This is a genomic window from Cupriavidus sp. MP-37 (assembly GCF_020618415.1).
In the GTDB taxonomy this organism is placed as follows: domain Bacteria; phylum Pseudomonadota; class Gammaproteobacteria; order Burkholderiales; family Burkholderiaceae; genus Cupriavidus.
In genome coordinates this window covers 1,225,946-1,246,231 of record NZ_CP085345.1, presented here as the reverse complement: position 1 = coordinate 1,246,231, position 20,286 = coordinate 1,225,946, and the positions used below count along the sequence as shown (strand labels likewise).

General features: G+C 68.7%; 17 protein-coding genes. 3 read left to right on the top strand and 14 right to left on the bottom strand.

Going from position 1 to position 20,286, the window contains the following annotated elements; translation table 11 throughout:
• Positions 1–16: 16 nt before the first annotated feature.
• The 4 genes from LIN44_RS22085 to LIN44_RS22070 form a co-directional block, all read right to left on the bottom strand.
• Positions 17–511 carry a DNA-binding response regulator gene (locus LIN44_RS22085; RefSeq protein WP_227316358.1) on the bottom strand — a complete coding sequence of 165 codons (495 nt, stop codon included), beginning with the start codon at positions 509–511 and terminating at the stop codon, positions 17–19.
• A 193-nt stretch (positions 512–704) separates the two neighbouring features.
• Positions 705–1,508: a 4'-phosphopantetheinyl transferase superfamily protein gene (locus tag LIN44_RS22080; RefSeq protein WP_227316357.1), complete on the bottom strand. Its 804-nt coding sequence runs from the start codon at positions 1,506–1,508 to the stop codon at positions 705–707.
• Between the two features lie 20 nt (positions 1,509–1,528).
• Positions 1,529–4,624, bottom strand: a complete 3,096-nt coding sequence (locus tag LIN44_RS22075) for an acetoacetate--CoA ligase (protein ID WP_227316356.1) — start codon at positions 4,622–4,624, stop codon at positions 1,529–1,531.
• Between the two features lie 230 nt (positions 4,625–4,854).
• The gene (locus tag LIN44_RS22070; RefSeq protein WP_227316355.1) at positions 4,855–5,646 is read right to left on the bottom strand and encodes a transporter substrate-binding domain-containing protein; all 792 of its coding nucleotides are present in this window, start codon (positions 5,644–5,646) and stop codon (positions 4,855–4,857) included.
• 196 nt (positions 5,647–5,842) lie between these two features.
• On the opposite strand from LIN44_RS22070, the gene LIN44_RS22065 reads away from it, so the two are divergent.
• Complete coding sequence (locus tag LIN44_RS22065; protein WP_227316354.1) at positions 5,843–6,292, top strand: hypothetical protein; 450 nt, start codon at positions 5,843–5,845, stop codon at positions 6,290–6,292.
• Here LIN44_RS22065 and LIN44_RS22060 read toward each other — a convergent pair.
• From LIN44_RS22060 to LIN44_RS22040, 5 genes are all read right to left on the bottom strand, one after another.
• Positions 6,289–6,786, bottom strand: coding sequence for a hypothetical protein (locus LIN44_RS22060; protein WP_227316353.1), 498 nt, complete (start codon positions 6,784–6,786; stop codon positions 6,289–6,291). The genes LIN44_RS22065 and LIN44_RS22060 overlap by 4 nt on opposite strands.
• 70 nt (positions 6,787–6,856) lie before the next feature.
• Positions 6,857–9,220, bottom strand: a complete 2,364-nt coding sequence (locus LIN44_RS22055) for an acetamidase/formamidase family protein (RefSeq protein WP_227316352.1) — start codon at positions 9,218–9,220, stop codon at positions 6,857–6,859.
• Positions 9,221–9,318: 98 nt separating this feature from the next.
• Entirely contained in the window at positions 9,319–9,510 is a 192-nt protein-coding gene (locus LIN44_RS22050; protein WP_012355164.1) for a DUF1427 family protein, read from the bottom strand.
• A 31-nt stretch (positions 9,511–9,541) separates the two neighbouring features.
• Positions 9,542–9,751 (bottom strand): XapX domain-containing protein, encoded by a 210-nt coding sequence (locus LIN44_RS22045; protein WP_227316351.1) that lies wholly within the window; start codon positions 9,749–9,751, stop codon positions 9,542–9,544.
• Between the two features lie 26 nt (positions 9,752–9,777).
• Complete coding sequence (locus tag LIN44_RS22040; RefSeq protein WP_227316350.1) at positions 9,778–10,803, bottom strand: acetamidase/formamidase family protein; 1,026 nt, start codon at positions 10,801–10,803, stop codon at positions 9,778–9,780.
• 402 nt (positions 10,804–11,205) lie between these two features.
• Here LIN44_RS22040 and LIN44_RS22035 point away from each other — a divergent pair, with 402 nt between their 5' ends.
• On the top strand, positions 11,206–12,426 hold the full coding sequence (locus LIN44_RS22035; protein ID WP_227316349.1) for a CaiB/BaiF CoA-transferase family protein: 1,221 nt from the start codon (positions 11,206–11,208) through the stop codon (positions 12,424–12,426).
• Between the two features lie 39 nt (positions 12,427–12,465).
• Here the strand turns inward: LIN44_RS22035 and LIN44_RS22030 are convergent, their stop codons facing one another.
• The 5 genes from LIN44_RS22030 to LIN44_RS22010 form a co-directional block, all read right to left on the bottom strand.
• Positions 12,466–13,803: a sensor histidine kinase gene (locus tag LIN44_RS22030; RefSeq protein ID WP_227316348.1), complete on the bottom strand. Its 1,338-nt coding sequence runs from the start codon at positions 13,801–13,803 to the stop codon at positions 12,466–12,468.
• 51 nt (positions 13,804–13,854) lie between these two features.
• Entirely contained in the window at positions 13,855–15,018 is a 1,164-nt protein-coding gene (gene cqsA, locus LIN44_RS22025; RefSeq protein ID WP_255638657.1) for an alpha-hydroxyketone-type quorum-sensing autoinducer synthase, read from the bottom strand.
• A 563-nt stretch (positions 15,019–15,581) separates the two neighbouring features.
• On the bottom strand, positions 15,582–16,760 hold the full coding sequence (locus LIN44_RS22020; RefSeq protein ID WP_227316346.1) for an acyl-CoA dehydrogenase family protein: 1,179 nt from the start codon (positions 16,758–16,760) through the stop codon (positions 15,582–15,584).
• A gap of 41 nt (positions 16,761–16,801) precedes the next feature.
• Entirely contained in the window at positions 16,802–17,800 is a 999-nt protein-coding gene (locus LIN44_RS22015) for a tripartite tricarboxylate transporter substrate binding protein (protein WP_227316345.1), read from the bottom strand.
• Between the two features lie 132 nt (positions 17,801–17,932).
• Positions 17,933–18,778, bottom strand: coding sequence for an IclR family transcriptional regulator (locus LIN44_RS22010; RefSeq protein ID WP_227316344.1), 846 nt, complete (start codon positions 18,776–18,778; stop codon positions 17,933–17,935).
• Positions 18,779–18,902: 124 nt separating this feature from the next.
• Here LIN44_RS22010 and LIN44_RS22005 point away from each other — a divergent pair, with 124 nt between their 5' ends.
• Complete coding sequence (locus LIN44_RS22005) at positions 18,903–20,147, top strand: CaiB/BaiF CoA-transferase family protein (protein WP_227316343.1); 1,245 nt, start codon at positions 18,903–18,905, stop codon at positions 20,145–20,147.
• Positions 20,148–20,286 lie beyond the last annotated feature (139 nt).

The window sequence follows — 20,286 nt, the reverse complement described above, 5'->3', positions numbered from 1 at the left end:
CTCGAATAGCCGGGCCTTACGCGAACGCGTGGAAGGGCCGCTGTGGGCCCGCGGGCGCGGCGTCCGCGGGGGCCTTGGCCGGCGCGGCGAGCGGCAGGTCCAGCAGCGCGCGCACGTCGCGCTCGATGGTGGCGACGGAAGCGGACCGGCACGAGGTGCGGGCAAAGCGCGGGTCCAGGCCTTGCGGCAGCCGCAGCCACATATTGTCCGAAATCAGCAGCAGGCGCCGCGGCCTGAGCACCAGGCTGGCCAGGCGCAGCTGGTTCCAGCCATCGGCAAGGTCCGGCGGCATGCCGAATACCAGCAGCGCCGGGGCCGGCAAGCGCAGATTGCGCGTCGCCAGGGCCTCGATCTCCACCGGTTCCACCCGGCTGATGCCCGGCATCTCGCCGAGCAGGCGCGTGATGCCGTGCCGGAACACCGGCATGTCGTCGATGACCACGGCATGCGCCTCGCGGCCGGACTGCAGCCCTTGCGCCGGGACCGGCGTTCCACGGTGAATCCAGCTCATCTCTTCCTCCGGTTGTCTGGCGTTGGCATCTGGGCCAACGCTTTCCAGCAGAATCAGCAAGGGCGATGCCAGCCCTCACAAGGGTGGGCGGTGCCAGGCCGTGCCAGCGCCAGAGCCAGGCGGGCCGCGGGCTTCCGGCACAGATGCGGGGCGGCGGGACCGCATGGATGCGCTGGTGACGGGCCGCGGGGCGTTACGTGTAACGTAACGTGTTACGCGGCGGGTCCGGCACCGCGCAGCGGTGGCACGTAACGCTTGCGTCCGGCAGCGATACGGCCAGCGCCGCCCGGAACGCTGCCCCGGCATCCAGGTCCAGGCAGGTCCAGCCACAGATGGCAGCGCCATGGTGCGAAGCCCGCCAATGGCCTGCGCCGCGCCGCCCGTCGTCGTGCGTGCTATAGGCGGTGGGATCGCCCGCGAGGCCCGTGCCGAGCGCCTTCAGCAGCGCTTCCTTGCGCGTCCACAGACGGAGCAGGGTTTCGGTCGGGTCGGACCGCGAGCGCGCGAGCGTGCGCGCCTCCACGGCGGAAAACACGCCGTGCCCGAGGCCCGGAGCATCCAGTCCGCCGGTACGCCGCTCCACGTCCACGCCCAGGCGGCAAGCCCGCGCGAATGCCAGCAGCGCGATGCCGTCGGTGTGGGACACGCTGAAAGCGAGCCGCGCCTGCGGCCATTGCAGCACCGGCCTGCCGAATGCCGAAACGGCAAAGAGCAGCTCTTCGGGCGCGCAGCGCAGATAACCGCCGAGCAGCCAGCGCAGCAACCCGCGCCGGGCGATATAGCCGTTGCAGTGCCTGGCATGCCGGTAGGCCAGGGCGCGCGCGCGCTCGTCCGGCGCCAGCGTATGGGCCAGCCGCGCGCAGGCGGGATCGACCTGCGCGTCGTCCAGCATCCATACCTCTACCGCGCCGTCCGGCAACGTTAGTCGCTCCGGTTGCGGCAGCACGAGCGGCGCGGCAGCTTCCGCGCCCCGTGCGGCAAAGCCATCCTGCTCCATGTTGTGCAATGTCCGCGGCGTCACGCGCCCGCCAGCCCTTCGTCCAGGATCGCCGCCACCACCTGCAGGTTCGGTTCGATGACCAGGTCGAAATGGCTGCAGGGCACTTCGGCAATGGTCAGGCCGCCCAGCGCGACGCGCCGCCACAGCGACAGCGGATCGCCGCGCTGCTGCTGCCTGACCGCGGCGCGCAGATAGAGCACCGGGCCGGCGTGGTACGGCCGCGGCCGATAGGTCGTCATGGCGCGCACCATGGTCTCGCGCACCTGCCGCAGTGCCGGCGGCAGCGACTCGGTGAACGCGTCGGGCTTGCAGGTGATGCCGCCGCGGCGCATGCCGACCCCTTCCGCGGCGCGGCGCAGCGCGTACTTCAGGTAGCGCACGCGCTGTGCCGCCGGCACCGCGCGCAGCTTGCGCAACTGCCAGCCGGGATAGTTCCAGCAATAGCGCATCCAGGTGCGCCAGGGCAGGAAATGCTCGCTGACATAGGTGTCGAGCAGGCACAGCAGCTCGACCTGCTCGCCCGCGCGGGTCAGCTGTTGCGCCATCTCGAACACCACCAGCCCGCCGAACGAGTAGCCGGCCAGCGCGTACGGACCGCGCGGCTGCAGGCTGCGCATCTGTTCGATGTAGCTGGCCGCCATATCCTCGACGCGCCGCTGGGTCGGCTGCTCGCCGTCGAGGCCGCGTGCCTGCAGCCCATAGACCGGGCGCGACGTCCGCAGCGCGTTGACCATGCCCCAGCATTCCATTACCGAACCGCTCGCGCCATGCACCAGGAACAGCGGCGAACCGGTACCGCTGCGCACCGGCACCAGGTTGGGCGCGAGCCGCGGGGGCGCGGCCTCGTCGATCGCCGCAGCCAGGCCCGCAATGGTTGGCGTGAACAGCAGCGTCGCCAGCGGAATCGTGCGTCCGGTCGATTGGTGCACCGCTGCGAGCATCCGCGCGCCCAGCAGCGAATGGCCGCCGAGGTCGAAGAAGTTGTCGTCGCGGCCGATCGGGGCGAAGTCGAACAATCGCTCCCACAAGGCCTGCAAATGGCGCTCCAGTTGCTCGCGCGTCGTGCCGGGGGCGGGCAGTTCGCGCGCCGCCAGGTTCAGGGCCGGATGATTGCGGATGGCATCGAGGCAGTCCGGGTTGCGCAATGCCGCGGCATTGCCCACCGGCAGGCCGTTGACCGCATTGCGCGCGGCCGCCTCGGAGAACTTGCCGTTGTGCGTGACCGGCAGCGCCGGCACGGCCAGGATGCGGTCGGGCACATGCGTGGGCGAGGCCCGGCGCGCCAGGTCGCGGCGCACGCGCGCGGCCAGCGCACCGGTCAGCGCGACGCCGTCCTGCAACACCAGCAGCAGCACCATGCGTTGCTCGTACCGCTCCGCGTGGGTGGGGTCGGGCGGTGCCGTGCGCGCGCGCTGCTCGACCACCATCGCTTCGCGGATCTCCGGGATATCGCGCAGCACGCGATAGATCTCGCCCGGCCCGACATTGACGCCGCGCACATTGAGCACGCCGTCGGAACGGCCATGCAGCCGCGCCGTGCCTTCGGGCGGAAACTCGATCCGGTCGCCGTGGGTCCAGACGCCCGCATTGGCCGAGAAGTAGGCCTTGTGGAAGCCCTGGCCGTCCGCGTCGCCATAGAAGCCGAGCGGACGCGACGGGAACGGGTTCACGCACACCAGCTCGCCGATGCCGCTGGTGGGCGCGCCGTGTTCCCATGCCTGCACATCGAGCGCCAGGCTCTTGCACTGGGCTTCGCCCGCATAGACCGGCAGGTTCGGATTGCCCAGCACGAAGCAGCCGAGGATGTCGGTGCCGCCGGAGATCGACTGCAGCGGCAGCGCCTTGACATGATCGCGCACCCATTCGAACTGCGCGTCGAACAGCACCGATCCGGTCGACATCATGGCGCGCAGCGCGCCCAGGTCGAACTGCTGGCCGGGCACCAGCCCGGCGTCCTCGCACATCTTGAGGTAGGCGGGGCTGGTGCCGAACACCGTGACGCGCTCGTCCGCGACCAGCCGCCACAACGCGTCGACCGTGGCGATGGGGCCGTCATAGGTCACGATCTCGGCGCCCGACGCCAGCGCCGACAGCTGCCAGTTCCACATCATCCAGGCGCAGGTGGTGTGGAAGTACATGCGGTCGCCGGGCCGCAGGTCGCAGTGCAGCCGGTGCTCCTTCACGTGCTCGAGCAGGCTGCCGCCGGCGCCGTGCACGATGCACTTGGGCTTGCCGGTGGTGCCCGACGAAAACATGATGAAGAGCGGGTGGTTGAAGGGAAAGCGCTGGAAGGAAAATTGCTGCGCATCGCCACGCTCGATCAGGTCCGCCAGCGCATGGACGGGCTGGCTGACGGTGGGCGGCAAGGCGCCGTCGTCGAGCCGGATGATGCCCTGCAGCGAGGGCAGCGCGGCCGCCAGGCCCGCGATGTTGTCGGCCAGCGGGATGCCGGTGTCGAAGGCACGCTGCGCGCTGTGCGCGAGCAGCAGCCGCGGCGCCAGCGGCGCGAAGCGATCGAGCAGGGTCTCGACGCTCATCTCGGCCGCGGCGGTCGACAGCGTGGCGCCGAGCGCGGTCACCGCCAGCGCGGCGATCACGGCTTCGGCGTCGTTGCGCATCACGCCCACCACGCGGTCGCCTTCGCGCAGCCCCAGTTGCGCCAGGGCATGTGCCGCGCGCGCAACGCGCTCGCGCAGCTCGCCGCGGGTCAGGCGTTCACGCCGGCCATCGGCGTGGCACGCGGTCAGCGCCGGCGCGTCGGGCCCCGCGACTTCCAGCCCAAGCAGGTTGTCCGCATAGTTCAGCAGCACGTTCGGGAAGAAGCGGGCATGCTCGCAATCGTCGCCGACGCAGACCGGCTCGGGGCTGCCCGACCACGCCAGCCCCTGCGACCACTGCAGGAAGCAGCGCCAGAAGGTCCGGTATTCCCGTACCGAGAAATCGTGCAGCGCACCGTAGCGGTGGAACGACTGGCCGGTGCACGCCTGCAGCGCCGCGGTGAAGGCGGTCATCTGCGACGCCACGGCGCGCTCGGGCGAGCTGCAGTAGATGGGAGTGCGACCCTGGTTGACGCTCGGGCAGAACGAGGCGTCCAACAAATAAAATCGATCCATCCGATGCTCCTGAGAGACCGGCGCACGCCATTCGAAGTGATGGCGTGTTCATGGCATCGAGATTAATGGCTGGCGAATTCTGGTCTGTGCGTCATCGCACGCATGTCTGGCTGCGGTGCGGGACGAAACCTGCCAGGCCTTCAGTCCGGCCGCGCCGCCAGCGTGATGAATTCGACGCCGGGCAGCGCCGGCAGCGCCTCGACATTGCGGGCGACCTGCGCCAATAGCCGCTACTTCCCCAGCCACGCCGCACGGCGTGCGTCGAATTCACCGCCGGCCCTGGCCAGGTGCAGCCACTGGTCGACGTATCGTTTGAACACCTCATCGCCGATCGGCAGCAGATAGCCCATTTCAGCGTACTGGAGCGGCTTGTCGGGATTGACGGCGCAAAGCTCGGGATGGGCCTTGCTCTGGACGATGGCCTCGGCCGCCTCGGTGACGAAGACGTCGGCGTTGCCGCGGATGACTTCGTCGAAGATGGTCAGGTTGTCCTTGTGGATGGTCAGCTTGGCCCGGGACAGGCGCGTGCGGGCGAAGCGCTCGTTGCTGCCGCCGGGGTTGGCAATCACGCGCACATTCGGCTGGTCGATCGCTTCGACGCTCTGGAAGCGGGCCACGTTCTCGCAGCGGGTGATGGGAGTCTTGCCATTGACCATGTATGGCGCGCTGAAATAGGCCTGCTTCTGCCGTTCCAGCGACACCGAGATGCCGCCCGCGCCGATATCGCACTTGCCGCTGACAAAATCCGGCATCAGCGTGGCCCACGTGGTCTTGACAAATTGCGGCCTGGCGCCCAGCGAGCTGGCCAGCGAGGTCATCAGATCCACGTCGAGCCCTTCGTACTGGCCTTCTGCCTTCATGAAGCTGAAGGGTTTGTAGTCTCCCGGCGTGCAGACGCGCAGGATGCCCGCTTGCGCCACGCGTGACAGCGTGGGCGACGCCGCGGTAACGGGCGCGGGCGACTGGGCCAGCAGCGGGGCGGCAGCCAGCAGCGCAACAGCGGCAACGATGGTCGTTCTCATTGGCTCTTCCTTCTTCTGTCGATGGACGTGGGCGATGTGGTCAATGCGGCAGGCCGATATATAGCATGCGGGACACGCGGGCATCTGCCACCAGCCGGTCCGGGATGGCGTCCTATGGTAAGGTTGCCAGGACGATTTCATGGATCACGGGTGATGTATTGGCGCCATCCACCTACGGTTGGGAAAGTGACGCAGCGTGAGTAATGCGAAGGAACCGCGGCGCAAACTGCTGGCGGACAAGGTTTCGGTCAGCCGGGCACTGCGCCTGAGCGTGCCGGCGGAGGCCAGGCCCGCGCCGGTCAACAGAAGGGACTGGCTGCAGCAGCGCAAGGCGCAATTGCAGGCGGCCCGTGCCAGCGCCAGGCAAAGGCGCGAGCAGTTGCGGGCCGAGATCCTGTCGGCCGCGCAGGACATTGTCAGGGAAGAGCGCGTCGCCGCGCGGCTCGAGGCTGACCGCGTGAAGGCGGAAGCCAGGATGGAGCGCAGCTTTGCGCGCGACGACGCACGCGCCGCCGCCAGGTTCGAGCGCGGCCAGCACCAGCCGCCGGCCTCCAAGGGCAAGATGCTGGCCAGGGAAAAAAGCAAGCTGGTGTCTTACGCTGAGCTGTTGCGGATGCGCAAGCCGCCCAAAAAAAGCGCCGGCTAGCGGATCCTGTCGAAGCCACTGGCGGCCCAGCGCTCGGCGCTGTCGCGCGTCAGGCGGAAGTCCGGCCGCACCTTGATGGACGCCAGCACTTCGCCGAAGGCGTCTTCGGCGGTGAGCGTGCCGAAGGGCTCGAACTCGTCGGGCGTGATCGCCAGTTTCACGGTCACACTGCCCGCTTCCGCTTCGATGCTGACCTGCTTGTTCAGCTGCGCGTGCAGCTGCTGCTCATGGCGCCGGATCACTTCGGATGCGGTCTTGACCAGGGTCTGGTGGGCGGTGGCATCGAGCGGCTTGGGGTCGACCTTGTTGCGCCCCATGGTCCAGGGGCCGACCAGCGCCGGCTCGGCGCTGCCGTCGCGGATCATCTCCACCGCCCAGCCTTCGCCATCCTCGTTCTTGATCACGCGGGCGGTCCAGCCCTTGTCGCGCCACAGGCGCGGTTCGTGGATGACGGCGGAATCGGGCTCGGGCAGCGCGTCGTCGGTGTGTGGCATCAATCTCGTGGTACGGGTCGGGGAACCCGCGAGGATACTATAGGGCCCGGCCGCAGGCCCCGGGATGCCCTCACGACCGCGTAAACAACGCCTTCCTGATGATGGCGTGGACGCCCCAGTTGCCGTTGACGACCTGCGTGATGCCGAAGTCCACCGCCACCGAGATCAGCGTCACCGCCTCGTCCTCGCTCAGCCCCTTGACGGTCATCAGGAAGCGGCGCGTCTTGCGGAAGGCATCGCGCATCGCGTCGTCCAGCGTGGACTTCAAATAGATATGGCTTTGCGCCATCTGGCCCAGCTCGGTCAGGTGGTTGGGCGAACTGAAGCCATGCAGGATCCATTCGTCGGCGGTTTCCACCAGCGGGTAGCTCAGGTCGGCGAACGGGGCGCCGCGTTCGATCATGGTGCTCTTGTGCAGGATCAGCTGGAAGTCACCAGTCAGCGAGCATTCGATGGCGGTGCCGCACAGCTCGGAATCGCCCTGCGATGCGTGCGGGTCGCCGATCGACAGCAGCGCGCCCGGCACCGCCACCTTCAGGTAGACGCTGGCACCGCGCGTGACGCGCCAGTTGTCGAGGTTGCCGGCAAAGCTGGATGGCGGAATCGAGTCGATCAGGCCGTCCTGCGCCGGCGCCACGGCGATCACGCCGAAGTGCGGGCGGATCGGGATCTCGATATCGCGCAGCACGTCGTGGTTCTTGACGATGGTGTCGTGGTCGACCGGGACGCCGGGATAGTCGATGGTGGGATGCAGCACGCCGAACGGATCGCGCTGCGGTGTCCAGCGGAAGCTGTAGACGGCGCGGGCGCGGCCGTCGGCGCGTTCGCAGTCGATCTCGAACACCGTCACCACTTCGCGCTCGCGCGGCTCGGTCAGCATGTCGCGGTAGTGGAAGCCCCACCAGGTCGCGGCGTTGCTGCCGAAGGCGCGGCCGGCAAAGCGCGGGTTGGCGCACGGGCGCGGGCGCACGTCGAGGATGCGCACCTCCAGCACGTCGCCGGGCATGGCGCCGCGCACCGCGACCGGTCCGGTGCAGATATGCACGCCGAAACCCTCGCCGGCACCGCGCCCGTAGACCGAGGCGTCGATGGGACCGGCGCCGCGGCGGTCGACGTTCTTCTGCTCGGCGGTCCAGTGGAACACGCTTTCGGCGCCGGGGTCGCCGTCGATCATGCGCTCGCGGTCGTCGGAGGCGTGCTGGGTCAGCGTTTCGATGGTGACGGTGTCGCCGGACATGACTTCCAGCACGGGCGGCAGTTCGTGGCTCAGGTAGCCCCAGTGCACGGTCTTGTCGGTGGCCTGCAGCCAGTGGTGCCGGCCTTCCGGACGCGCCGCGTGCGAGCGGGCCTGGGTGATGGGCACCACGGACGGACCGGGCTGCACGCGTGCGCGCACGCCGTCGTGGGCCGAAGCGCGCTGTTGCGCGGGACCACGTCTGGCATCGGCCGGCAGCCCGCGCGACACGTTCAGCGACGGCCGCTGCGCGGGCGTCCCCGCGGCCTGCTCACGGTACGCGCGCGGCGACATCCCGAACTGCTCGCGAAACGCGTGGCTGAAGTGCGAAGGATCGTTGAAGCCCCAGCGATAGCAAATGTCAGAGACCGAGAGCTTGTCGTACTGCGCATTGGCCAGATCGGCGCGGCACCGCTCCAGCCGGCTGGTGCGCAGGTAGGCGGAAAAGCTGCTGCCGGATTTCTCGAACAGCTTCTGCAGGTAGCGCGCCGACATGTGTTCGTCGGCGGCGATGGCGGCGAGGCTCAGTTCGGGCTCGGCCAGCCGCGCGTCGATGCGGCTGCAGACCCGTGCAAAGACCGCCGCGCGCGACGGCGTCATGTCCGCCGGCGCGCTGGGCTGGTTCTCAGCCAGGGCCGCGCCCAGGCACGCGACGATGGTGCTGTCGAAGGGCTGGATCGCGCGGGCGTCGGCGCAAACGAGCGTGTCGATGCTGTCCGCCATGGACTGCAGCAAACGCGCGAACAGTTCCGCCGCATCGCCGCCCAGCACCAGCGCGGAGCGCGGCAACGGCTCGGTGATGCGCGCGTTCAGCAAGGCCTGGCCGATATGCACGATCAGCAGGCGGAAACCGGTGACCAGCGCCAGCTTGCGGGCCGCATGCTCCGGCACGCACACCACCTGGCCGGGGCGCAACGGCTCGCGCAGGTCCGGGGTGGCGAGGTGCGCTTCGCCTTCGGTCAGCAGCAGCAGCATCAGGCCGCGGCCGTCGCCGGCGGTGATCGCCAGCGTCTGCGGCACCGACGCGATGCAGGTCAGCTCGATGCCGGCCGGCGTGGTGCGCGACTGGATGGTGCCGTGCAGGGTGTGGTCGGCGCACAGGCTCTCGCAATGCAGGCGCGCGGCCCGCAGTTCGTCACGCCATGCGGCGCCGCGCCGGTTGCGCGGATAGGCTTCGGTGGAAAAACGCTGCAGCTGCAATTAAGCCTCCCTGGCGTCTGAGTGCCACAGCGCAGGCGCGGCGGACATGGTGCTCCGCCGCGCCTGCGCAACGTTGCTGGCGAAGGCCCGGCGATGCCTCAGCCGATCAGCAGCTGCCCCCGCATCGCGGCCACCAGGACAAAGCCGGCGAAGGTGCCGAAGATGGCGAAGATGCCGCCCAGCACGTTCGGGGCCGGTATCGGCGCCCGTACCGCAGTGTAAAGAAGACCCGTCACCAGGCCAACGGCCGCGGCCTGCAGTTCGGTACTGCCCAATGCGATTTCCACCATGTCATTCCCCCAACGCATGAGTTGCGATGATTCAGTGGCTGGCCGGCGGCCGCCCGAAGGCGATGTTCCGGCGCCACGCGTGCACGATCAGGTAGCCGATGTAGGTGAACAGGATCGCGCAGATCCCGCCGGTGACATTCGGCGCGGGAATCGGCAGGTTGAGCCAGGAATACAGGGTGCCGGTGACCAGCCCGACCACCAGCGCCACCAGTTCGTTGCGGCCAATGTAGACGTATTGCATGCGCGTTCTCCGTGGCAGCCGCCGGCTCAGCCCTTGGCCTTGGGCGGGAAGATGGTGCGCGGCATGGTGCAGTGGATGCCCTGCGTGCCATCGACCACCTGGGTCACGCCGAAGTCCGCCGACACGCTCATCAGCGAGTAGGCATCGTCGCGCGACAGCCCCTGTTGCTCGGTCAGCAGGTGGATCATGTCGCGGGCCGCGTTCTTGCCGGCTTCATCGAGGTCTTCATGGAAGCCGTGCACCACCCAGCAGTCCGGCGTTTCCAGCAGCGGCGAAGGGAAATGGAAGTCCTTGCGCAGCACGATCTGGAACAGCACGTTGAGCGAGGCCTCGATCGCGGTGCCGCTGACTTCGCCGTCGCCCTGCGAGATATGCGGGTCGCCGATCGAGAACAGCGCGCCGTCGACCTGCACCGGGTAATACATGGTGGCGCCCGCGCCGATACGCCAGTTGTCGATATTGCCGCCGTGCAGGCCGGGTTCGACGGTGGTGACGCGGCCGCGCGCGTCGGGCGCGACGCCGGCGGTGCCCAGGTGCGGCCGCACCGGGACACGCACGCCGGCCAGCGCGGGCTGGCGGCAGCATTCGCGCTCGTCGACCACCTTGCCGGGGATGGTCAGCTTGCCGGGATAGTCATAGGCGTAGAGCGCATGCGCGGTGTTGGAGGCCTGGTCCAGCTCGTAGATGGTGACCCGTTCCTTTTCGAACTCCTTATACAGCTGGCCCCAGTTCGCGGCGACGTTGGCGCCGAAACGGAAGCGCGGAATCATCTGCAGGTAGCGGACCTCCAGCACGTCGCCCGGCTTGGCGTCTTCGACATAGATCGGCCCGGTCATGATGTGCACGCCCGGATGGCGGTCGTCGTGGGGAACCTTGCGGTAGATCTCGCGGATGGCGTCGTCCATCATCAGGTCGGGGGCGTCGCCGGCATGGTGGGTCACCGCTTCGGCGCGGATCAGGTCGCCGCTCTTCACGGTCAGCGCGGGTGCCCGGGTGGCATCGAAATAGCCCCAGTGGATGGTTTCGGGGCGGGCGGGCAGGTCGTGCAGCATGGTTGTCTCCTTGGTTTTTTCCGCCGTATCCACGGCCGCGTCCGCAGCCGTTCAGCGGGTGAGCGGCTGGCTTCGACGAGGTGGTGCGGGATGCTGGCGTGGCAGGCGGGTCTGGCCTGTACCGCCGGCGAGGTTTCCGTCGCCGCGCGGTGAGTCAATACTAGGAATGGCGCGTGTCCGGGCAGTAGGGCGATTCCCCCCAATCTCTTGTGTTGCCGCGCACTAAGGTAAACCCGCTGTTGCCGACCACCATCTGGCTGACGGCGGTCGAGTGTTAATTTTTGATTGACACCGTGTCAACGATCCATGGAATTGTCGACCCGGCCTTGACAGTGCAAAATCCGGGCGAAGCCCGGGCCGATCCATTGCCTGCCCGAGAGACATACACAAGGAGATCGCCGCATGGCTGATACCAACAATTCCCCGCGCCTGCCGCTGGCGGGTGTGCGCGTTCTGGACCTGTCCCGCGTGCTGGCCGGACCGATGTGCACGCAGGCGCTGGGCGACCTGGGCGCGGAGGTGATCAAGGTCGAGCACCCCGGCCGCGGCGACGATACGCGCGACTGGGGCCTGCGCGTCGGCACCCGCAACACCGCCTACTTCAACAGCGCCAACCGCAACAAGCAGTCCATCGGCATCGACCTGCAGCAGCCCGAGGGCCAGCGCATCGTGCGCGAACTGGCGGCGAAGTGCGACGTGCTGGTGCAGAACTTCAAGTTCGGCGGCATCGACAAGATGGGGCTGGGCTACGAGGCGCTGAAGGCGATCAACCCGGGGCTGGTGTATTGCTCCATTACCGGCTACCGCAGCAACGGCCCCGAGGCGACCCGCCCCGGCTACGACCTGGTGGTGCAGGGCGAGGCCGGCCTGATGGCGCTGAATGGCGAGGAAGGGCAGGGGCCGCTGAAGTTCGGCACGGCGGTGGTCGACATGTTCACCGGCATGTATTCGGCGCAGGCGGTGCTGGCCGCGCTGTACGACCGCCAGCGCACCGGCCAGGGCCGCCACGTGGAAATGGCGCTGTACGACTGCGGCCTGATGGTCACCGCCTACTACGGCCTGGAGGCGCTGCTGATGGGCGAAGACCCGCCCAAGTACGGCAACGCCCATCCGTCGATCGTGCCCTACGGCGTGTTCGACGCGGCCGATGGCCCGCTGGTGATCACGGTCGGCAACAACGCGCAGTTCCAGCGCTTCTGCACCGAGGTGATCGAGCGCCCGGACCTGGCCGCCGACGAGCGCTTCGCCACCAACACCGGCCGCTCGGCCAACCGCCAGGCGCTGCTGCCGGAACTGCGCGCCGAGCTGGCGCGCCGCCCGCGCGAGCTGCTGCTGGCGCGCCTGGGCGCCGCCGGCATTCCGTGCGGCGAGGTGCTGGGACTGTTCGAGGCCCTGCGCTCCAGGCGCTCGGCCGAAGCCGGGCTGCTGGCCGAACTGCCCAATCCGGAAACGGAAACCGGCCGGGTCGAGGTGCTGGCGCCGCCGTACCGGCTCGACGGCGAGCGCCTGCCGGTGCGTGCCGCGCCGCCGCTGCTGTCGCAGGATACCGAGCGCGTGCTGGGCGACCTGCTCGGCATGGATGCCGGGCAGGTGGCCGCGCTGAAGGCTGCCGGCGTGGTGTAAGGGCCGGCGCCAGCCGCGCCGGCGGCTGGCCGGCGCGGGCTACGACGCCTCAGGCTGCTGCGGCTCGGGCCATTTGCCCTTGCGCGGGAAACGCATGTCGAACTCGGTGAAGACGTGTTCCTCGGAGCGGCAGCTGATGTCCGCGCCCCAGCTGTCCAGCACTTTCTGGCAGAACGCCAGCCCGATGCCGGTGCCGCGGTGCGCGGGGTAGGAGAAGAAGGGCTGGAACATCCGCGCCAGCACCTGCGGCGGCACGCCCGTGGCGGTGTCGCGGAACACCACGTGGACCGCGTCGGATTCGACCTCGCAGCGGATATGGATGGTGCCCTTGCCCGCGCGCCGGATCGCTTCCAGCGCGTTCTTCAGCAGGTTGGTCGTGACCAGGCCGAACAGCTGCGCGTTGCCCATCACGTAGGCGCGGCCGGGCAGGTCTACCGTGACCCGCTCCAGGTCGCCGGGCTCGAACGGAAAGCGGCCGACCGCGTCGCGAATCACCTCGCCCACTTCGAACAGCGCCTGCGTGGCGTTTTCCGGGTTCTTGGAGTTGGCCACCAGCAGCTCGATGCTGTTGCTGATATGGGCCAGGTCTGATTCCATCCGGGCCACCGCCTGCATCAGGCCGTCGCGCTGCGGCGTGTCCTGGTCCAGCGCCGCGGGCAGGCGGGCCTTGAGGCCCCGCGCGGTCATGGCCAGGCTGGTCAGCGGCGTGCGCAGCTCATGCGCCACGGTCGCCAGCGCGGCGGCCATGCCGCGGCGCTTCTGCTCGGCCAGCAGCTGGCGGTCCATCTTGATCACCACCAGCACCGCGATCACGAAGCCGATCACCGGCAACTGCAGCAGCACGGGTTCCCACGGGATGCCGCCCATGGAATTGCCGGCCAGCACGAACAGCGCAATCGCGGCCGCCGCGCCGGAGAACAAGGCGATGGTGGCGAAGGCGGTATTGAAGTGATACAGGATCACCACGGCGATGATGACCGATTCGGCCCACACCATCGAGCCGCCGTTCTCCAGGTAGAAGAAGATAAAGGCGAACGGCAGGCCTACCGTGATGGCAAAGAGCGCATAGGGCGGCAGCCAGCGCCGCCCCGAGAACGCCGAGGCGAACAGCAGCGGCACGAACAGCGCGGTGCAGGCCAGCCGCAGCCACAGGTTTTCATAGGGCTGCGGGAACACATAGGACCAGATCACGTAGTACAGCGGGTGTCCCACCACGCCCAGTGCGCCCACCATCTGGATCCGGCGCAGGCGGATGACGCTCTCCTCGTCCAGCAGCGTGGCCCGCGCGGCGGTCTCGAACACGGCCTGCCATGCCTGGCGGGCCAGCCCCGCCAGGGTGGTGCGGCCGTCGTCCGCTTGCGCTACCTTTGCATCCATCTCCAGGGCTACTCCTCGCGGATGCCTGCGATCGGCCCGCTTGTGGGATTTTCAGGACTTGCGCCGGGCGCGGCGCGTCGAGGACCACTCTTCCAGCCGGACTTCGTCGCGGATGCTGGCAAGCACGCCGACCAGGCGGTCGATTTCGGTGGCGCCAAGTTTCGCATGCAGCGTAAGTCGCATCAATGCCCGGTTCTTCGGCGTCGCCGGCGCACAGAATACCGCGCCGAAGATGCCGCGCCGCTGCAGCGCGTCGCGCAGCACCTTCACCTGCGGCTCGCTGCCCGCCTCCAGCCCGATGATCTGCTCGGAGCCCTCGCTGATGTTGTAGCCCAATCCGGCAATCGCAGCCCGGGTCTCCCGCGTGATGGCATGCAGGCGCGCGCGCCGCTCGTCCGCCGCGGCAATGAAATCCGTCACCGCGTCGAACCACGCGATCTCGTGGCGCAGCAGCCCCGAGCTGAAAATGGCCGGCCTCGATTCCACCGCGAAGAAATCCTTGAAGGCAGTGGAGCAGGCCAAATAGCCGGCGCGCCCGGCAAAGGCCTTGGCCAGCGACGCGGTGCGGAAGTGCACGCGCCCGGACAGCCCCAGCGCCGGCACCAGGCCGCCGCCGCGCGGCCCATGCGTCCCCAGCGAGTGCGATTCGTCCACCACCAGCACGCAGCCGGACGCTTCCGCCAGTTCGACATAGTCCACCAGCGGCGCCACGCTGCCGGTGGTGCTGTAGACCGAATCCACCATGATCACGCCCGGGCCGAAGCGCTCGAGCTGGCGGCGCACGTGATCGCAATCGTTGTGGCGCACCGGCACCGCCTGCGCGCCCGCGGCGATGATGCCTTCCCACAGCGAGGCATGCCCGTTCATGTCGATATAGACCGGAATGCCCGGGCCGGCGATGCACTGCACCAGGCCGACGTTGGCGGCCCAGCCGGACTGCGCGATCAGCCCGTCCTCGGCCTGCATCAGGTCGGCGATCTTGCGCTCGACGCGGCGCTGCGGCGTGTCGCCGTGCATGAACACGGACGACATCAGCAGCTCCGGCGCGTCATCGACAAAGGCCCGCATCTGCGCCTGCACCAGCGACGCCTCGCCCAGCAGGCACAGGTAGTCGTTGCTGCTCAGGTGCAGCGCGTCCGGTCCGGGGGTGAGCCCGTGCAGCAGGTGGTCGCCGCCCCAGAGCTTGCCCATGCGCTCTTCGAAATGTTGTGCCATGCGCGTGGTGATCCAGGGCGGCAGGGTCGGGGCTTTGTTGCGGCAGGCATGGTGGCGGGATGGCACAGGCTCGGCTTCGGAGAACATCGGTAGTCCTTCAACAGGTCGGATGAAAAATCGGAGGGGAATTGACTAGGCTTGCATGGCGCCTGCGCCAAAGCCAGCCGCCCATGCGTGGGGGGTGCTGCGCGCAACGTTCCCCATGGCGCGCCGGGTGCCGGCATGCCAAGGGGGCCCGGTTCATGTAGCGACCACTGTGCCAGTCTTAGCCAACGATTGTGACGGGACTTCCACCAATCCAACGTCTGCTTGCAGACTAGGTTGGCCGGACAAAACGGTCACGCGGCAGCGCAAGGCCAGAAGTGTTCAGAAGGGATTTTCTGCACAAAAATATGCTTGACAAAGCACTTGTGCCTGAGCGCGAAGCCGGGCGGCTGGAATGGCCCGGGGCGCTGGTGTGGGATGTCGTAGCTGGCTTGCAGCGCGGCTTTGGCAGCGCGCAAGCGCATGCGCGACGGCTTGGCGCAGTACATGCCGCCCCGCCGTTGTGCATGGTCCGGCAATCAGCCGGCGCCGGCGCCCTGCAGCGCGGCGCCGCGCGCTTCCAGCGTGCGGCGGGCAATATTGAGCTGGTGGATCTGCGTGGTGCCTTCATACAGCCGGAACAGCCGCACATCGCGATAGAAGCGCTCCGCGACGGTGCGCGCCATGTACCCGCTGCCGCCGAACACCTGCACCGCGCGATCCGCCACGCGGCCGGCCATTTCGGAGGCGAACAGCTTGCACATCGACGCCTCCATGGTCACATCTTCGCCGGCATCGCGCTTGCGCGCCGTTTCCAGCACCAGCGCGCGCGCCGCGTGCAGTTCCGTGTTGCTGTCGGCAATCATCTGCTGCACCAGCTGGTAGTCGGCAATGGGCTTGCCGAACTGGCGGCGCTGCGCCGCGTAGCGGACCATTTCGTCGACCAGCCGGATCGCCGGACCCACGCACAGGCCGGCCAGGTTGATGCGCTGCTTGTTCAGGGCCTTCATCGCGGTCTTGAAGCCGACATTGGGTTTGCCGCCGACGATGGCGCTGGCCGGCACGCGGCAATCCTTCAGGTAGACGTCGCCGACGGGCGAGCCGTGCTGGCCCATCTTGCGCTCCGGTTCACTGGTGCTCAGGCCCGGCGTGCCACGTTCGACCAGGAAGGCGCTGATGCCGTGCGCGCCCGGCGTGGCGGGATCGGTGCGGGCGAACACGGTGAACAGGTCGGCGATCGGCGCATTGGTGATAAAGCACTTGGTGCCGTTCAGCACGTAGTGGTCGCCGTCCTGCCGGGCCGTGGTCTGCAGCGCCGTGGCATCGGAGCCGGCTTCCGGTTCGGTCAGCGCGAAGCAGCCGGTGACCTTGCCGGAGGCCAGTTGCGGCAAGTAGCGCTGGCGCTGCGCTTCGGTGCCGTCGGCCACCAGCGACTCCGAGGCGATCCCGGTATTGCCGCCGAAGCGGGCGCGGAACACCGTGGCCGCCTGCGACACTTCGATGTTCACCTGCGCCAGCTCTTCGGTGGTCAGCCCGGCGCCGCCGTAGGCCTCCGGGATGCTGTGGCCGAACAGGCCGAGGCGGCGCATCTGCTCGACCACGGGCTCGGGGATGACATCGGTCTGGTCGATCTGCGCTTCGAGCGGGATGCAGGTGTCCAGCACGAAGCGGCGGAGTTCGGCAAGCAGCGCTTGCTGGCGGGCGGAGTCGCGGATCATGAAGGGGTTCCGGTGGTGAGTTGAGGGGGGTAGGGGCGCGGCTACTGTGCCGTGATGCCGGCGGTCTTCAGCACACCGGTCCATTTCTTGGTTTCGGCTTCGAGGAAGCGGTCGAACGCGGCCGGAGGTTGCGGCGCCAGGTCCATGCCGAGTTCCGCCAGGCGGCGCGCGGTGGCTGCGTCGGCGGTGGCGCGCGCGGCGGCGTCGGCGAGCTTGCGCACCACCGCGTCCGGCGTGCCCTGCGGCGCCACCAGCCCGAACCAGCCGCCCACTGCATAGCCCGGCAGTTGCGCCGCCTCGGCCACGGTCGGCACGTCAGGCAGCACCGCAGTGCGCTTGGCAGAGGTCACCGCTAGCGCGCGCAGCTTGCCGCTTTGCACCTGCTGGCGCGCAATGGCGGAGGTCAGCGCCATCATCGAGACGCGCGCGCCGAGCAGGTCGCTCATGGCCTCGGGCTGACCCTTGTAGGGCACATGGGTCAGCTTCACGCGCGTCATCTGCGCCAGCAATTCCGCCGACAGATGGTTCGACGTGCCGACGCCTGCGCTGGCGTAGGTCAGCGTGCCGGGCTGCTTGCGCGCGGCATCGAGCAGTTGCGGCAGCGTGCGCAGCGGCGACGACGCCGGCACCACGATCACGTTGGGTACCGCGCCGATGCCTGCCACGGCGCGGAAGTCCTTGCCGCCCTTGCCCTGGATCGACGGATTGAGCAGCGGCCCGACCACAAAGCTGGGGCTGACCGCCAGCAGCGTATAGCCGTCGGCAGGCGCCTTGGCGACGAGGTCGGCACCGATGGCGCCGCCGGCGCCGGTCTTGTTCTCGACAATCACCGGTTGCTGCAGAACCTTTGCCATGTTCTCGGCAGTGATGCGGGTAACCGAATCGACCACGCCGCCCGCCGAGAACGGCACGATGATCCGCACCGGGCGATCGGGGAAGCGGGCCGCATCGTCGGCGGCGGCCAGCGTCGCCGCAGGCGTCAGCGCGGCGCAGGCCAGCATGCCGGCAGCGAGCCGGCGCCATGGGTAAAAGGCATCCATCTTGTCTCCTTGGTTGCCTGCGCCGGAACGTTGCCGGGCGCAAGGTCGGTCTCATGCTGGCCTCTGGCGGGCCGCTGGTCATGGCCCTGCCGGCGACATTGCCGGCAGGCTGTGCTGCCACGCTGTCAGGGATCAGCGCGCGCAGCTCAGTTCGATCTGCCGCACCGCTTCGCGCAGCCGGGGCGCCACGTCGCGCTCGAGCAGGTTGTCGCGATTGCGCGATGCCGCGATGGTGCAGTTCAGCGCGAACGGATCCTCGTGCAGCGACTGGCGCAACGGCGCCGCGATCGCGTGGATCTCGGGCCGCCACTCGCCGCGGCTCAGGCAATAGCCGTGCGCGCGGAAATGCTTCTGGTCGTCCGCCCACATCTGGCGCTCGTGGCTGAAGCGCTGCGGGTCTTCCACCCGCAGCCGGTTCAGCAGCGCCGTGCGCTCGTCCGCGCTGCAGGCCAGCAATACCGCGCGGCCGATCGCGCTGGCCAGCAGCGGGCGCGTGCTGCCGATGTCCGGCTGGTAGAGGTTGCCGGGATCCAGCCGGCAACTGTCCACATAGACCACCGACAGGCGCTCGCGCATGCCCAGGTTCACGGTGCAGCCGGTTTCGCGCGCGATCGCCTCCATGTAAGGCCGAGCCACCTGGCGGATCGCCAGCCCGGCCAGCATCGGGTAAGCCAGCGCCAGCACGCCGGCGCCCAGCCGGTACTTCTGGTTGCCCGGCACGCGGCTGAGGAAACCCAGCAGCCCGAGCGTATAGGTCAGCCGCGACACCGTCGCCTTGGGCAGCCCGGTGCGCGCCACGATGTCCTGGTTGCCCAGCACCGGGCTGGACGGCGTGAACGCGCGCAGCACCTCCAGTCCGCGCGCCAGGTTGGTGGCGAACTGGCGGTCGGTGGCAAGGGCGTCCTCGCTGGCCAGGCCTGGCAGGGGCTGGAGTTCCGGGTTGCGGTCCATGCTGTGCGGTGGTTGCTTGGGTTCCATGCTGGGATCCGGAAAAGGGGGCGTCAATGTTGTAGCACGACCGTTCCGCACAGCGAAACCGTACTTGCGCCCGGGCTCGCCGCCTGCCACCTTGCAGCGGACAAACTTGCCGCCGGAGACCCGCATGCCAGACCCCCGCATCCCACCTGTATCGCCCGAATCACCGCAGTCATCCGGCACCGGCCCGCTCGCCGGCTTGCGCATCCTCGACATGGCCACCGTGGTGGCGGCACCGTTCTCCGCCACGCTGTGTGCCGACATGGGCGCCGAGGTGGTCAAGCTGGAGCTGCCCGACGGCAGCGATCCACTGCGCGGTCTGGAGCCGGTCACCGCCGACCATGCGCTGTACTGGAAAGTGACCAACCGCGGCAAGCGCGGCATATCGCTGGATGTGCGCACGCCGCGCGGCCGCGAGATCTTCCTGCGCCTGCTGCCGCGCTTCGACGTGCTGGTGGAGAATTTCCGCACCGGCACGCTGGCGCGCTGGGGGCTGGATCTCGCCACGCTGCACGCAGCCAACCCCAGCCTGATCGTGCTGCGCCTGACCGGCTTCGGCCAGACCGGGCCGGATGCCGCAAGGCCGGGCTTTGCCCGCATCTTCGAAGCCCGCAGCGGCTTCACCAACCTGGCCGGCACGGCACAGAGCGGGCCGATGCATATGAACTACCCGGTGGGGGACATGATCGCGGGCCTGTTCGGCGCCTTTGCCATCGCCACCGCGGTGGCCGAGCAGCGCGCCAGGCCCGGCCAGCCCGGCCGCGAGATCGACCTGGCCGCCACCGAGGCACTGTTCCGCCTGCTGGACCCGCTCGCCATCGAATACGAACAACTCGGCCACGTGCGCCAGCGCGCCGGCAACCGCACCACCTACGCCGCGCCGTCCAACATGTACCGCACCGCCGACGACATCTGGGTCACCGTGGTGGCCTCGTCCGACGCCACCTTCCGCCGGCTGGCCGAGGCCATGGACGCGCCGCAACTGGCGCAGGCACCGGAGTACGCCACCAACGCCGGCCGCGTCCGCCATATCGACGCGCTCGACGGCTGTATCGCCGAATGGTTCGCCGCGCAACCCTACGCCGCCGCAGCGGCACGGCTGGAACAATGCCAGGTGCCGTTCAGCAAGGTGTTCAGCATCGCCGATATCGTCGAAGACCCGCAGATGGTGGCGCGCCAGGCCATCGTGCGGCTGCCCGATGCAGACCTGGGCACGGTGCCGGCGCCATGCGTGGTGCCGCGTTTTTCGGGGTATGCGCCGCCGTTACCGCGTACCGGGCCGGGTGTGGGGGAACACAATGCGGAGGTTTATGGGGAGGTGGGGATTGGGGAGGAGGAGTTGGAGCGGTTACGGGGGGAGGGGGTTGTTTGACGCATGAGGCGACTCTCCCGCCGCGAATACGCCAACCCGTCGAATGACGAGGCGGTCAGCAGCAATTGCGGGCGACGTCCTTCGCTGACCATCAACGCCAAATTCATTGGAGAATCAATCGGACAATTCAGATTCTATT